Consider the following 15,337-nt stretch of genomic DNA (forward strand, 5'->3'; position numbering starts at 1 on the left):
CCCACCATGTCGGTTCATATTTTTGGCATTCGTCATCATGGTCCTGGATCGGCCCGGAGTTTGTGTCAGGCATTAGACGCGCTGCAGCCAGACATTGTGCTGGTAGAGGGGCCGCCCGATGCTCAGGCGGCGCTGCCCTTGCTAGTGCATTCGCAGATGCGGCCCCCAGTAGCGCTGTTGGTCTATGCTCCAGACAATCCTCAGCAGGCGGTTTACTACCCTTTTGCTGTCTTTTCGCCGGAGTGGCAGGCCATTCGCTACGGTCTGCAGCAGCAAATTCCGGTTCGCTTTATGGACTTGCCCCAGGCCCATCGCTTTGCCTTGAGTCAGGCGGCTGAATCGGAGGAATCTAAACAGCAAGAGACTGAGGTTCAGGAGACAGAAGCGGTAGACGCTGCTGGAGCGACCCATCCTCCAGCCTATCGAACTGACCCCTTGAGTCTGCTGGCCCAAGCCGCAGGGTATGGCGACGGTGAACGCTGGTGGGAACACTTGGTCGAACAGCGCCAAGACAGCACTGAACTATTTGCAGCCATCTTGGCAGCGATGACGGTGCTGCGAACGGAGGTGAAGGAAGAGGTTGCCTGGGCAGATCCCCTAGAAGCCTATCGAGAAGCCTACATGCGCAAAACCCTTCGCGAGGCTCAAAAAGGTGGTTTTGAAAGAATTGCTGTGGTCTGCGGCGCATGGCACGCCCCGGCGCTTGCCCAAATGCCTCCGGCTAAGGAAGATAACGCCCTGCTAAAAGGACTGCCCAAGTGCAAGGTCGAGGCTACCTGGGTGCCCTGGACCTATGGCCATCTGCTGATGAGCAGCGGCTACGGAGCCGGAATCGAGTCTCCCGGCTGGTATCACCACCTGTGGAAACAGGGGGAGAAGAGGCAAAAAGACAACTCGACTGCTAATAGCTCTATTCGCTGGATGACTAAGGTGGCGCGGCTGTTGCGATCGCAAGATCTCGATGCCTCCTCCGCCAGCGTTATTGAAGCGGTGCGCCTAGCTGAAACTCTCGCAGCTTTGCGAGATCTCCCCCTCCCCGGCTTATCTGAACTCAACGAAGCGACCCAAACCGTCCTTTGCTTTGGCGACGCTCTCCCCATGCGGCTGATCCACAGGCAGCTCATCGTGGGGGAACGGCTGGGTCAGGTGCCTGATGAAACGCCGATGGTGCCACTTCAGCAAGATCTGCAGCGACAGCAAAAGCGCCTGCGGCTAAAGCCCGAAGCCAATGAGAGACTGCTGGATCTGGATTTGCGCAAGCCTGGAGATCGAGAGCGATCGCACCTCCTGCATCGGCTCACCCTTCTCAACCTACCCTGGGGACAGCCCCAGTCAGCGGGCAACACCAAAGGTACGTTCCGCGAGTCTTGGCGCATGCAGTGGCAGCCGGAGTTTGCCGTTCGCCTGATCGAAGCAGGCATTTGGGGCAACACAATTGAAATTGCGGCCACTGCTCGAACGTGCGATCGGGCGAACAAAGCCGATCTGCCAATCCTCACTCAACTGATTGATCAGACCCTCTTGGCCGAGCTGCCCCAGGCCATCAACCATCTGATGAATCGCCTACAGTCAGAAGCCGCGCTTGCTAGCGACATCACCCACCTGATGTCAGCCCTGCCGCCTTTGGTCAATGTAGTGCGTTACGGCACAGTGCGCCAGTTTGAAACCGAGGTCATCGGTCATGTTGTAGAGGGGTTAATCACCCGCATTTGCATTGGGTTGCCGGTTGCAGCAGCTTCCCTGGATGACGAGGCAGCGGCCACTCTCTACTCTCTGATAATTTCAGTGCATGGGGCCATAGGTTTACTCCAAAACGCAGAAGCCCTCACAATGTGGCAGGGAGTTTTGGCTCAGATGGCAGATCAGCAGGGCTTACACGGGCTGTTGTCTGGTCGCTGCTGTCGGCTGCTGTTTGAGGCAGGCGTATTTCAGGCAGAAGATACGGCCCGTCGTTTGGGTTTGGCGCTCTCTACTGCCGCTGAACCTGCCCAAGCCGCCACCTGGATCGAGGGCTTCCTGTCTGGCAGTGGGCTATTGCTTCTGCACAATCCTGCCCTCTGGCAAGTGCTCGATCACTGGGTTGCGGGGCTGCCAGCCGATACCTTCATTGCCCTTTTGCCCCTACTACGCCGCACTTTTTCTACCTTTCCGGCTCCAGAGCGGCGTCAGATGGGTGAACGGGTCCGCCAGGGCAATGAGAACCCGCAGGTGCTGGTTCCGGCCGGTGAGTTTGATTGCGATCGCGCCGATGCTGTTCTTCCCTTAGTCGCTCAACTCCTGGGCCTTTCATTGTGAGCTGCTGGCTATGACTAACTCCCCCTCTCAAGAACGACTTCGGCGCTGGCGGCTCATCCTAGGCGGTGGCGCTGCCGATGGCATCTGCGGCCAGGATGGTGACCTGGAGACAGACGGGTTCACCCTGGAAACCGCTGACCAGGGTATTGATAAGGCTTTGGAAGCGCTTTATGACTGCGATGGCCCTGGGGAGTCATCCTCTAGCGATCGCAAAGGCGGCCTCGGTGGATCTTCCCCCAAAGTTGCTCGCTGGCTGGGAGATATTCGCAGATACTTCCCCACCTCCGTCGTCAAAGTTATGCAGCAGGATGCCCTAGAGCGGCTCAACCTGCGGCAAATGCTGCTAGAGCCAGAGCTACTAGAGGCGGTAGAACCCGATGTCCATCTAGTCTCCAATCTCTTGTCCCTCAGCAATGTAATGCCCGGTAAGACAAAGGAGACAGCCCGGATCGTCGTGCAGCGAGTGGTAGACGATTTGCTCCGCAAGCTGGAGAACCCGACCCAACAAGCCATCCTCGGCAGCCTCAACCGCGCCACCCGCAACCGCCGCCCACGCCACAACGAAATCGACTGGCATCGCACTATCCGCGCCAACCTAAAACACTACCAGCCCGACTACCGCACCATTATTCCCGAAGTCCGGATTGGCTACGGGCGCAAGCGCTCTGCTCTAAGAGACATCATCCTCTGCGTGGATCAGAGCGGTTCAATGGCTACCTCTGTTGTCTATGCAGGCATTTTTAGTGCCGTGCTGGCCTCTCTGCCAGCCGTGCAAACCCGCCTCGTGGTCTTCGATACCGCTGTCGTCGATCTGACCGACCTACTGCAAGATCCAGTTGAAGTTTTGTTTGGTACCCAACTGGGCGGCGGCACTGATATCAACCAGGCATTGGCCTACTGCCAAAGCCTGGTGCGTCAACCCCAAGACACCATTTTGGTGCTGATCAGCGACCTGTACGAAGGCGGCAACCAAACCGAGATGCGAAAGCGCATCAGTTCCCTCGTCTCCTCAGGCGTTCAACTGGTGACGCTGCTGGCGCTCAATGATGATGGTGCCCCCTGCTATGACCATGACAATGCTCACTTCATGGCAACGTTGGGAGTCCCAGCATTTGCCTGCACGCCTGACCTTTTCCCCGACCTAATGGCAGCCGCCATTAATCGCCAGGATTTGGGGCAGTGGGCAGCGGCGCGAGAAATTGTCACGGCCAGTCCCTAAATTGCCTGGCTGATTTGCAGTGTTTTTGGAGCAGGAAGCTGGTTTGGGTGGATAGGTGGATGGGTGGCGAATGCGGGTGAGAATTTCTGTAATGTGGTGTCTTGAATTTGCATTGGACGGTTATTAGCGTATCTCGACAGGTTTGCGTGGAAAGCAGACTCAAATGCCGCCTTATTCCAAGCAAACCCTGTCTTTAGAGGTTGTCGTTAATCTAGCTGCCGATAGCGCAGCAGATAGCTAAACACTTCCCCCTGCTCTGGCGTAATAAAAATGCCTGATGCTGGGATGGTGAATAGCTTGCTCCACTGCGACTGCTCGGCATACTGGAGCACATGCAGGTGATTGATCGCACCCCGCACTCCTTCCGGCGAACCTATCACTAGATGTCGCAAGGGCTCTCGACCCGGCTGGGCAGCCGGATTTGCTAGCAGCAGCGGATTTGCCGCCCCGCCCCGGTGGGCAGACGACAGCAGATAGGGTAAACACAACATATTGGGACTCCTCCTAATGAAACGGATGGTAGGAAAGTCCCAAAAACTTGGCCGCCCCAAACGATTACAGCGCGGGACGGCCAACGAGTACCATGGTACTCAGCCTCCGAGACTGGTTGGTTCAGGCTTGGGGGTCAGCCGCTGGTTGGAGGCCCTAATCTCCTTCCAGTGGCGTTCGACCAAATTTTTGGGGCAAACAGGCTGCACGCAGACAGCCATAGTTTAGGAATCTAACCCATTTGCGATCGCGTTGCAAGTCAAAATTGCTACAGAGCCCGTGCCGTCTCGAAGCTTAACAGGGCATCAATCATCATCCTTGACCCAGACGTAACGGGCAGGCTCAAACTCTAGATGCCGCTTAAAGTCGTGAAGCGGCTTGAGGACATCATCTAGGGACTCAGGGTTCTGAACTCCCTCCTTCCAAGTTTTGCGATCTAAGGTGCCCACGACTAAATACTCATTGCCGACTAGGTTGGGATAGTACTGCAGGGATATCTTCTTAAGTAGCCGATCGAGTTCGTCTTTGTGAGCAATCAGCAGGTCGCAGTTGGGGCAGTAGCGACAGGTTTTATTCAAACTCACCGGCTGAGCAGGTTTGATGAGAATCATCAGCGGCTTTTTTCGCAGCTTAGTTGTGCTGTCGCACTTAGGACAGCGGGTGAAGCGGGCATCGCTGTGAGGATTGAGGAAGAAGTCGTACTGAGGCGGTTGATGGCCGAAGTACTTTGTTTTTTTACCCTGTTTCTTTCCCATAAGAAGCCACTACTCTATTAATTTAAGGTACAAGGTTGACTGGGATGCCTCATGGCTAGTTCACCACCGCTAGCGAAATTACTGGCAAAGCGCAGCCGAGAAGATCTGCTGGAAATGATTGAGCAGATGGTGCAGCGCCATCCTGATTTGATTGCCGTGGTAGATGCGCCTCAGACCCCAACCATCGGTCGGCAACCGGATCTCGCTAAATATCAGCGCCAAGTGGAACGGATCTTTCAAGGCTCCGAGATGCGCCCAATGGTAGCTGGACTAGAAGCTCTGGCGGGTCACGGTGAACGGCTCAGTGAAAGCAGCGACTGGATTCATGCGGGGGATGTGTATCACCTACTGCTGGAAGCCGCCAATGAACACTACGACGACAGCGCGTTGGAGGTTGACTACAACGGTGAGGTTGGCTGCGTGATTCAAGAGATTGCCGAAGGGCTGAGTGATTGCCTCAAACGCGCCAAAGGTCTTGATGCAGATCGCCGCCGGGCCTGGATAGAAACCCTGTTTAACGCCGTTTTGAAAGACATTGAGCTGGGTGGTATAGATTATGCCTATTTCGCTAGAGATACTGTTCTATTTCACACCACTGATGAAGATTGGGTCTGGCTGGAGCCACGGATTCAATCGGAAATTCAGAATGCGCTCGTACGGAAGTCCTTTGGCTCTTGGGCCCGTGAGCGCCTGGTCAATCTGCTTGCAGAACGGGCCAACCATAGCGGCAAAGCCCAAATGGCAGAGGAGATTATCCTCGAACTAGGAACACCTGAGCAGCGGGCCTTTTTCCATTTGCAACACCACGATCTGGAGACGGCGGTTGAGATCGCACGCGTTCACTTCAAGTCCCTGCCAGGGTTAGTCATTCAGTTTGCCGATAGTCTCTTGCAGGCCAATGCCCCAGATCTGGCCCTAGAGTTTGTGCAGGAGTGTACCCAAGACGGCCGCCACAGCTATGAGGAATGGTTGGCAAAGTTCTACAAAAACCACGGTCAACCAGAACAATTTGTCGCAGCCCAGATTGACTTGCTCAAGACCTGCTTTACCCTTAAGGGCTACCGAGATTTGCAGGCTCAGGCAACGCCTTTGGGAAAGTGGAAATCGCTGCGTCAGGCGCTGCTCTCAGCATTGGAAGCGCAGAAGAGTTATCGCTCTCTCATTGATGTGGCGCTGCTAGAACAGGACTGGGACTCGGCACTGTGCTATCTCAAAAAGATGAGCCCTTGGAACAGGGAATCCCATCAGGCGCGAGTGGCTGAAAAAATTCAAGCTGATCGGCCTGAGGTTGCGATCGCACTTTGCCAAGAACTCATTCAAGCTGCCATCAACCAACGTGGGCGAGACAACTATCGCAGAGCAGTCCAGCATCTCCAAGTCACCCAACGCCTTTATAAACGACTGCGCCAGGAAAGCGAGTTTCAACAGTATGTGCAGAGCCTACGAACTCAACACAAGAACCTGCCCGCCCTTAAGCAGGAACTCAGCAAGGTAGGGCTTTAGAGCCGATCTTGACAAATAACTCTTTAATAGTTGTTACTTAGAAACAAAACTCCAAATTACACCCGAGAAAAGGAACTGTTTCTCCTAGGAAAGCGTTCGGGTTAATGGCTAAAAGAAAATCTTTGCAATGGAGCTACCAACATGCTTTCGATATAGGTCTGGTAGCTCGGCTGAACAGGTGAACAGGTCAAAGTGGAACTGAATCTTTATGAGAAACATCAAAATTCAGGTACAAAAAGTTCTCGCTTGTTCCCGGCATAGTGTTGGTAAATTACCTCAGGCGAGTTCCCTACCAGACGAGCCACATCTTTTGCGTCTAATTTTCCAGTCTCTAGAGCGTGTGTTATGAAGGTGTGGCGGGTTTGATAAACTTTGCGGTATTCAATACCAAGACCTTTGAGAACGGCTTTCCACGTTCGGTTTCTGAAATTATTGAAATCAATCGGCTTTCCCTCTGGAGAGGGAAAAACAAGATCTTCCCCGTTTACATTCTCTGGCTTGATACTTCTAAGCAAGTTTCTAAGCTTCTCGTTGCAAGGGAAGCGACGTCTTTCCTGGGTTTTCAGGCCCTTTCGAACCTTTCTACCTGAATCGGTACCAATTAAAGCTTGTTCAAAAACAACTTGGCTACAGTCTTCAGCAACGTGCTTCCACTGCAGCGCGACTGCTTCAGAGGGACGGCAGCCAGTGGAAAACAGAAATGTAATCAATGGGGCATAACGGCTGTGCTTGAAAGCCGACTTGTGAGGGCAAAACTGATCTGTCTCAATAGCTTTTAGAATGGCATCTCGTTCTTCTATCGAGAACGGACTGATATCACTGAACCCTTCTCCTCTAGAAGCTTTCGGCGACTTAATCTCTGTAGCCATCCCCAAGAAGGGGTTCTGGGCTATGGAACCTGCCTTCACTGCTAAGTCGCAGCAGGCACTTAGGCGAGTGATGAAACGCTTAGCAGAATTTAGGGGTATTGTCTTCAAAATATAGTCTCGAATCCTGGCAGCATCACTTAGCTCATGACTCGGAAGCTTCTTGATGTAGCCCGTGTACACCCCGTAGGTGTACTTCATAGTGTTTTCGGAGCACTGTGGGCGTTTGAACTCAATGAACTTCTCCCAGAGGTCAACTAGCAAAGGCTCGGGTGTAACCTTGGGTGTAATGTCAGGTAAAGCAGTACTGAGAGCAGTCTGGGGCTTGTACTTAGCAAGGGTTGCGTCAAAGTTTCCTGAGACAATGTCTAGCTCTATCTGGCGAGCTTTTGCTTTTGCCGCTTTGCGGTTGATTTTGGTATCAGGCAACCCCAAGCTTAGATAATGCCGTTTCTCGCCGTATCTGAATCTAAGCTGTAGTCGACCATTAGAATTAATGACTTGAACAGACCCTTTTGAAGCCTTTTGCTGCGGAGTATCAGAATACATTGCCTGCTTAGTTCATTTGTATCGATATCTTACACCCGTTTTACACCCAAAGTTACCTGAGAATACCCAAATTACACCCAAGATTGGATCCAAGTTAGACTTATTAGCCCTCTCCTTAGACAGCTAAAAGCCCCGAAAACAAGAGCTTTCGGGGCTTTTAGAATGAAGCGGGTGAACGGACTCGAACCGTCGACATTCAGCTTGGGAAGCTGACGTTCTACCACTGAACTACACCCGCAGAGGCTGTGCTAGATAGCACAAATCCTACTTAGAAGCTCTAAGCCTGAGAAATCATTATAGGGCATTGCCCGGGCTCTATTCTTCGGAGGGCGTCAATTTAAGTTCTGATGTAGTTTGCAACAGATTGATCCGAATCACAACAGAATGGCAAATAACCTGTTGTAATAGCCAATAGTCTCGAAGCTTAGCGTCGCTTGCGATCGCACTTGTTTCTACCCATTAAGTTCTTAGGGTCAGGTGGGCAGACTTGTGAGTATACTTCAGAGATATTTCGATGGGCACCGTCTGCTCTGGTTCACGACACTACTAAACCAGCCACCTATCTAGAGCCATAGGCTTTCAGCATGTTCAACGCCACTGAAATACTGATATCCGACTTTGTGGGAAAGCTCAGGGCGGGCTATCGGCGCACCTATGGAGGGCAAAACCCCAATTACGAAGACATCATTGCCTGGGCAGGCAGTATGGCTTTGGAAAATATTGCCAACAGTGATGCTCTTTACCACAACGTCGAGCACACGATCTTAGTTGCTCTAGTCGGGCAGGAGATTCTGAGAGGCAAGCACATCCGAGAGGGTGGGGTAACCTGCGAAGACTGGCTGCACTTTATTATTTCCCTGGTTTGCCATGACATCGGCTACGTCAAGGGGGTCTGTCGAGCCGATCAAGACAAGAACCACCTTTACGCAACGGGGCAGGGCGATCGCATGGTGCACCTGCCGCCAGGGGCTTCGGATGCCTCCTTGACCCCCTACCACGTAGATCGGGGCAAGCTCTTCATTGAAGAGCGCTTTGGCGGCAACAGCATCATTAAATCCGAGACTGTCAAGCGCAATATTGAGCTCACTCGCTTTCCGGTGCCCCAAGAAGAAGACCATCAGGACACAGTTTATTTCCCAGGTTTGGTACGGGCGGCTGACTTAATCGGCCAGCTAAGCGATCCTCGCTATTTGAAGAAAATCAGCGCGCTCTACTATGAATTCGAGGAAACCGGGCAGACCAAGGTCTTGAAGTATGAACATCCTGGGGATTTGCGGCGCAACTACCCCAAGTTCTACTGGAATGTGGTGCATCCTTATATTCAAGACGGGCTGCGCTATTTGTCTCTGACCCAGGAAGGCAAACAAATTATTGCTAACCTGTACTCTAATGTGTTTATGGTGGAGAACGAAAGAGATATAGTTCCCACCTAGATAGCTAGCTTATGAACTGGTGGCAAAAGTTTAGGCGCAATCGGCTGGCTCAGCTAGGCGCTGCTATATTGGTTTTGATGTATTTGGTGGCTATTGGAGCAGGCTTTGTGGCTCCCTATGGCCCCTATGAGTCTCAGGCTAATGGATCGCTGCTGCCGCCAACGACAGTGTACTGGCGACATCAGGAAACTGGGGAATGGCTCGGTCCTCACGTCTACCCCACAGCCCAGGGCCCGGTTGAGCTTGACACTGGAAACCGGCAGGTGACGGTTGACTACAGTGAACCATCGCCAATTCGCTTATTTACCCGAGACGAGCAGGAGCAGCTTCATTTATTTGGCACGGATGGGCCGGGGCGCTTGAATCTGCTGGGAACCGATGAGCAAGCGCGAGATCAGTTTAGCCGTCTGCTGTACGGCAGTCGGATTAGCTTGAGCGTGGGTCTAGTGGGAATTGCGATCGCATTTCCCATCGGTATGTTGGTGGGCGGACTGGCGGGCTACTTTGGTGGCACCATTGATGCTGTCTTGATGCGGCTGGTAGAGGTGATCATGACGATCCCCAGCATTTATCTGCTGGTGGCGCTGGCCGCCGTTTTGCCCCCTGGCTTGAGCAGCGCCCAGCGGTTTATGCTGATTGTGCTGATTACCTCATTTATCGGCTGGGCCGGACTGGCGCGGGTCATTCGAGGACAGGTCTTGTCGATCAAAGAGCGAGACTTTGTCCAGGCCAGTAAGGTGATGGGGGGGCGCTCGTTTTACATTGTGGTTCGCCACATTTTGCCTCAAACCGCGACCTACGGTATTATTGCGGCAACTTTAGCGATACCCGGATTTATTTTGGCTGAGGCTGTATTGAGCTTTATTGGCCTCGGCATTCAGCAGCCCGATGCCTCTTGGGGCAACATGCTGACGCTGGCAACCAACGCCTCCATTCTGGTGCTGCAGCCCTGGCTAGTGTGGCCGCCGGCAGTGCTGATTGTGGTCACCTCTCTGGCCTTTAACCTGCTGGGAGACGGTTTACGAGACGCGCTTGACCCCCGCACCCTAAAGCAATAAACCATAGTGGACCGAAATTGGTGACGCGAGTGCTGGGTTGGACAAAAGCTTGGAATTGGCGAGTGCTCAAGGCTCTCGTTGTCACAGCTTTGGCTTTGTCGCTCATGGCCTGCGGTGGGCTGAGCGGTGCTCCTGCCAATGACGTAATTGAGCAAGCTGTGGTGCGTCAGTTCGAAACCACGCAGCAGGAACTTCAGCGGCAGCTGTCGCTAGAAGATGCTTCGGCCTCTAGCTTTCAAGTTTCTGGAGTGAAGGTTGATCGCACTCAGCGAATGACGCTTCAAAATCTGCCCGCGTACCAGGTTCAGGGCACCTACAGGCTAACGGGACGCGGCCTTTCCCGAGCAGTACGGCGGGCTCGCAATCCATTTGAGATTTATCTGCAGAGTCAGGATGAGGGCGAGACTTGGGTGCTAGTGAAGCCCGGAATCTGAGGTGACTACCAGCCTTTCTCTAGTTTTTGGCTACAGATTTGCTTGAAATTAACCGATTTGATCCTCGGCGTACTGGTTGGATCTCAGGAATATTCCAGCATGGAGAGGCACATCCAAATTGGGCAAGTTGAGCATGTCTGCCAAAGCCAACGCCTCGATTTAAAGTGTCCCGTCCAATTGAACGCTCCTAGTGGACAAGGGAGCGGGCTGCCTGCTCGACTACCTGAAGTTGGGCGCAGGAAACCTGCTCGATTAGAACTGGCTTGCCCGACTGGGTCGCGTAAATCTCAAGGATCGCCTCAAGGTGGCTCCAAAACATCCACCGCTGACCGGGAAACAGAACTTGCTCCAGACGCAAACCGGGCAGGTTAGACACTAGCGCTACTTGGACGTGGCTGCTGTGGTTGCTGTAGTAGCACAGGATGCGCTGTGACACGTCAGAAAACGAGGGGATATAGCTCATGGGTTGATCCGTTAACTAAATCTAGGCTAACCGTGAGGAATAACCTACAGCCAGCCATTAGGTAGAGATTTTGCGGAATTTCAGTTAACTATTTTTGTCAACAGCGCTCTTAGCGAGTGCAGAAGATGAACCTGCCATCTCAGATAGTGTCTTCTTGTCAGTCTTAGACCAGGTCTCGTCGCCGATCCGGTTCAATCCTCGATCGCATTACATGGACAGCAGGATTTGCGATCCATCCTCGGTTTTGTGAATGTCAATTCGGGCCTGAAAGGCTTCCCGGAAGTGGGGAATGTGGGTGACTGTGAGGATACAGGCAAAGTCGGCTGCGATCGCACTAATTGCTGCAATTAAGCGATCGCAACCCTCCACGTCCTGGGTGCCAAAACCCTCATCGATAATCAGCATTTGTAGGGGCATGCCTGAGCGCTGGGCTAGCAGTCGGGCCAGGGCCAGCCGAATGGCAAAGTTGACCCGAAAGGCTTCGCCGCCTGAGTAGGTTTCGTAAGGGCGGGTGCCTCGGGTATCGGCAATCAGGATGTCGAGGGTGTCGATTAGCTTGTTTTGGCGACGACTGGCCCGCTGAGTCACAAACTGTACGTGCAGCTGGTTGCCGCTGAGGCGGCTGAGAATGTGATTGGTTTCGGCCTCTAGCTGAGGCAGCAGGTTTTCAATCATCAGAGCTTGGATGCCGTTGCGGCCAAAGGCATAGGCCAACTCCTGGTACACCCGCGCCTGGGTGCGGGCGGCCTGCAGCGCTTGCTGCTGAGACAATAGCTGAGCCTGGAGCTGGTCAAGCTGCTGAATCTGCTGCTGGAGCGCGCCCAGTTGAGCCAGAGTATAGTCGCGCTGCACCTGTTGGGCCTGCAGCTGTCCCTCTAGTTCCTGAATCTGCTGCTGGGTATCAGGCGTTTGGCCCAGAGCGACCTCTAGCTCAGCTATCTGCTGGTTTAACAGGTCTAGTTCTTGGGTACGGGTCTGGGCGAGCTGCTCAATGTTAGCCTGCCGCTGCCGCAACTCGGGCTGCTGCTGTTGGGCCTGCTCTAGGGCCTGAAAGCGCATCTGCCAGGGCTGCTGGGCTTGAATAGCTTGTCGCAGCTGGTTATGCCCATCGAAGGAGTAGCCGATGGCGGCTAGCTGCTGGTCAAGCGTTGCGATCTCATGCTGTAAGGGGGCTTGCTTTAGGCTTGCCAGTTCAGCCTGCAAAGCTGCGATCCGAACTGCCAGTTCGGGCTGCTGGGCTAGTAGCTTTTCCCGGCGACGATTAGCGTGCTCAATTTCCGCCTGCTTAATCTCGGCCCAGCGCAGCCGATCCATCTGACCTCGAACCAAGGCATGATCGCGGTCGTCGTAGTGAAGCTGGGCCAGGCTCTGGTCAATCTGGGTCAGTTCTTGCTGCACGTCTAGGGCGAAGTGGTTTTCCTGCAGGCAGTGCTCTAGCTGCTGCCGCTCGGCCTCTAGCTGCTGCAGGCGGCTCTGCACATCGGCGCTTGAGCGGAGTTGGGCTTCTAGCTGGCCGCGCTGCTGTAGCGCTGGGCTATAGCGGTCTAGCTCTGCTTCTAGATCTCGGTACTCTTGCCGCAGCACCTGAATTTCTCGCTCTGAGGTAGTAAGCTGCTCTCGGATTACCCAAAGCTGGTCCTGCAGCTCTTTCTGCTGAATCCGCTGACGCTCTAGTACGAGCTGCCAGTGGTGCTCGTCTAAGGGGCGATCGCAGAGTGGGCAGACGGCATCGGGTTCTGACAGCAGGCGAATTTTTTGATCGACCTGGTTTAGTTGGGCCTCGTAAGTGCGTTGGTTGGCCTGCAGCCGCTCCATAAAGCTGCGCCGCTCTAACCCCTTCTCGCGCACCTGAGCCTGGTAGCCCCGCCGCTTCTCTAGATACTCTAGGGTGTGGGCTACCTCCATCACGGCCTGCATTAGCTGGGGCTGCTGAGCGTGCTGGTGCTGTAGCTGCTGCTCAGAGCTACAAAGTTCTTCTAGCCGAGTGTTGAGCCGAGTTTGGGCCCGCTCCAGAGAAACCTGCAGTGTCTGACGGCGTTGCAGCAGGGGCGCGGCCTGCATCTGCAGTTCATCGAGCTGTCTAAGCCGGGTTTTGGCAGCCTGGAGCTGCCCCAAAGCGATCTTGACTTCAGGGGCTTTAGCCAAAATCGGCTGGCACTCCCGCAGCTGTTCCTCTAGAGCGGTCTGCTGATGCTGTAGCTGCCGCAGCCGGTCGGTCAACTGCTGCTGCTGCTGCTGATACTGCTCCTGAAGCTGGCGGCGCTGCTCTTGGAGCTGTTGGTGCTGTTGAAACTGGGCCGATAGAGCTAGCTCTTGGGCCTGGAGCTGCTGCAGGTGCTGGTACTGAGCTGCGATCGCATCCGCTTCTTGCAGCACCGCCTCAGTTCGCTGCAGCTGTTCTTCTAGGCTGCTCTGCTCTCCCCGCAGCCGCTCCAACGCCTGCTGCAAATGCCCCTGTTGCTGTCGCTGCAGTTGGATCTGCTGCTGCCACACCTGCCGCTGCTGGTTCAAGCTGTGCAGCTGCTCCAGACGCTGCTGTAGGCTTTGCTGACCCTGGCTAAGCCCCTCCAAAAAAGTCTGTAGGCTTTGGTGGTTTTGAACAACCTGGCTGCGCTGCTCTAGCCGAGTTTCTAGATCTTGGCTCTGCGCCTCCAGCACGCCAATTTGGACTTTGGCTTCCCGCAACCGGTCTTTGGCCCGCTCGGCCAGATGATCGTACTGCTCCAGCTTCAGCAAATCCGCTAGGATCTGCTTGCGCTCGCTGGGCCGCTTCAGCATGAACTCATCTGCCCGGCCCTGGCGTAGGTAGGCAGAATTGACAAACGTGTCGTAATCGAGCTTGAGCTGTTGACAAATCAGCAGCTGAGTTGCCCGCATGCCCCGCTGGGTCAGCACCTGATAACCCTGCTCAGTCAGCACCTGAAACTCTAGGCTGCTAGCCTGATTGCGACGGCGGCTGCGAAGAATGCGGTAAACCTGGTGGCTGTGCTCAAAGACAAAATCAACCCGCGCCTCTAGCTCGCCCTGGTAGATCACATCGTCTTCAGCCGCTGCCCGACTGTGGCCCCAAATCGCCCAGACAATCGCCTCTAATAGGGAAGATTTGCCCGCCCCATTAGGGCCGGAAATACAGGCTACGTGCAGCCCTTCAAAGTTAAGGGTCGCTTCCCGGTAGCTCAGAAAATTCTTAAGGGTCAACTGCCTGGGGATCATGGATAAGGGTCAACCACTTACCCTCTACCATAGCAGTACACTCGATCTTAAAGTACGCCTGATCGTCAATACGCCTGATCTTTGATAGGTGGGATCGCTTTAAATAAGTAGGGCTGATCGGTAAAAGTACTTAGAGAGCGGGAAAGATGCAGAGAGAAGAGGCCGCAGGAGAGGAGAACACGCGTCTCCGTACCCCTCAATTACCCCTCAATACATCGCCTGCATCAGCTTCTTCCGGTACGTGCTGGTCATGGGATCGTCGTCGCCTAGGATCTTAAAAACGGTGATCATAGCTTTGCGGGCACCGTCGTTGCGGTAGGTGCGATCGCACTCCACTACAGTCAGAAATTTGGCTAAGGCATCTTCGAATCTACCGGCAACGGCTGCTTCACAGGCCGCCAGATACGTTTGGTCTAGCTCAGACTCTCCGCCTCCGGCCTGGATTGTTTGCTGAAACTCGATCTGACCCTGTAAGCTTTCGACCTGGCTGCCATACTCGCGGTCGTGGGCCGAAAGCTGGGTTAGGAACTGACGGGCCTGATCGGGCTGGTTTTGCCGGAGCGCGCGCTGGGCCGCTGCCAAAATTAGAGCGGGGTGATCTGGAAACTGAGTCAGCAGGCGAGTGAGGATCTGCTCCGCTTCTGGGGCGTTACCGGCTTGTTCCGCCAGGTGCATCTGCTCTAAGCCAATTTCCAGTGCAGACTTGAGCTTGAGCCGGCCTAAAAAATCTCGAATTTGCGGCTCTGTTAAAACACCGACAAAGCCTTTGTCTACCTGCCCCTGCATCGCTATTCGCACATCGGGCACACCCTCTACCTTATAAGTGCTGGCCAGGGCTGGATTTTGATCAATGTCTACCTTAGCCAGTACAAAGTCATACTCCTGAGCCAGCTTTTCCAAAATAGGCTTGAGAATCTGGCAGGGGCCACACCACTGGGCAAAAAAGTCGATCAACACCGGAGTTTGAAAAGACTGCTGCAGCACCGCCTCGGCAAACGTTGCTTCACCGACTTCAATAGACAAACCCATGAGTCATCCCCTATCTTGTGATTCACATTTT

General features: G+C 54.1%; 12 protein-coding genes and 1 tRNA gene. 6 read left to right on the forward strand and 7 right to left on the reverse strand.

The genetic code is table 11. The annotated features are described in order from the left end of the window. The first annotated feature begins 6 nt into the window (after positions 1-6). Together H6G13_RS04895 and H6G13_RS04900 are read left to right on the forward strand one after the other, a co-directional pair. The gene (locus tag H6G13_RS04895) at positions 7-2,295 is read left to right on the forward strand and encodes a DUF5682 family protein (protein WP_190482046.1); all 2,289 of its coding nucleotides are present in this window, start codon (positions 7-9) and stop codon (positions 2,293-2,295) included. A gap of 10 nt (positions 2,296-2,305) precedes the next feature. Next, the gene (locus tag H6G13_RS04900; RefSeq protein ID WP_190482047.1) at positions 2,306-3,514 is read left to right on the forward strand and encodes a VWA domain-containing protein; all 1,209 of its coding nucleotides are present in this window, start codon (positions 2,306-2,308) and stop codon (positions 3,512-3,514) included. A gap of 206 nt (positions 3,515-3,720) precedes the next feature. On the opposite strand, the gene H6G13_RS04905 is transcribed toward H6G13_RS04900, so the two are convergent. Then, entirely contained in the window at positions 3,721-4,005 is a 285-nt protein-coding gene (locus tag H6G13_RS04905) for a hypothetical protein (RefSeq protein ID WP_190482048.1), read from the reverse strand. Between the two features lie 303 nt (positions 4,006-4,308). Beyond that, positions 4,309-4,758, reverse strand: a complete 450-nt coding sequence (locus H6G13_RS04910; protein ID WP_190482049.1) for a hypothetical protein — start codon at positions 4,756-4,758, stop codon at positions 4,309-4,311. Positions 4,759-4,809: 51 nt separating this feature from the next. Between H6G13_RS04910 and H6G13_RS04915 the strand changes: the two genes are divergently transcribed. Then, positions 4,810-6,261: a hypothetical protein gene (locus H6G13_RS04915; protein WP_190482050.1), complete on the forward strand. Its 1,452-nt coding sequence runs from the start codon at positions 4,810-4,812 to the stop codon at positions 6,259-6,261. Positions 6,262-6,479: 218 nt separating this feature from the next. Here the strand turns inward: H6G13_RS04915 and H6G13_RS04920 are convergent, their stop codons facing one another. After that, a complete protein-coding gene (locus tag H6G13_RS04920) occupies positions 6,480-7,676 on the reverse strand; it encodes a site-specific integrase (protein WP_190482051.1) in 1,197 nt (398 codons plus the stop codon). Positions 7,677-7,842: 166 nt separating this feature from the next. Next, a tRNA-Gly gene (locus H6G13_RS04925) sits at positions 7,843-7,914 on the reverse strand. A 346-nt stretch (positions 7,915-8,260) separates the two neighbouring features. Here H6G13_RS04925 and H6G13_RS04930 point away from each other — a divergent pair. From H6G13_RS04930 to H6G13_RS04940, 3 genes are all read left to right on the forward strand, one after another. Beyond that, a complete protein-coding gene (locus H6G13_RS04930; protein ID WP_190482052.1) occupies positions 8,261-9,109 on the forward strand; it encodes an Npun_R2479 family HD domain-containing metalloprotein in 849 nt (282 codons plus the stop codon). Positions 9,110-9,120: 11 nt separating this feature from the next. Continuing rightward, complete coding sequence (locus H6G13_RS04935; protein WP_190482053.1) at positions 9,121-10,167, forward strand: ABC transporter permease; 1,047 nt, start codon at positions 9,121-9,123, stop codon at positions 10,165-10,167. Between the two features lie 62 nt (positions 10,168-10,229). Next, a complete protein-coding gene (locus H6G13_RS04940; protein ID WP_206756512.1) occupies positions 10,230-10,601 on the forward strand; it encodes a hypothetical protein in 372 nt (123 codons plus the stop codon). A 187-nt stretch (positions 10,602-10,788) separates the two neighbouring features. Here H6G13_RS04940 and H6G13_RS04945 read toward each other — a convergent pair whose 3' ends face one another. From H6G13_RS04945 to H6G13_RS04955, 3 genes are all read right to left on the reverse strand, one after another. Continuing rightward, a complete protein-coding gene (locus H6G13_RS04945) occupies positions 10,789-11,064 on the reverse strand; it encodes a DUF1830 domain-containing protein (protein WP_190482055.1) in 276 nt (91 codons plus the stop codon). A gap of 207 nt (positions 11,065-11,271) precedes the next feature. Next, positions 11,272-14,277, reverse strand: a complete 3,006-nt coding sequence (locus H6G13_RS04950; RefSeq protein WP_190482056.1) for an SMC family ATPase — start codon at positions 14,275-14,277, stop codon at positions 11,272-11,274. A gap of 207 nt (positions 14,278-14,484) precedes the next feature. Then, entirely contained in the window at positions 14,485-15,306 is an 822-nt protein-coding gene (locus H6G13_RS04955; RefSeq protein ID WP_190482057.1) for a tetratricopeptide repeat protein, read from the reverse strand. Positions 15,307-15,337 lie beyond the last annotated feature (31 nt).

Origin of the sequence: Pseudanabaena sp. FACHB-2040 (assembly GCF_014696715.1) — a bacterium.
In the GTDB taxonomy this organism is placed as follows: domain Bacteria; phylum Cyanobacteriota; class Cyanobacteriia; order Phormidesmidales; family Phormidesmidaceae; genus JACVSF01.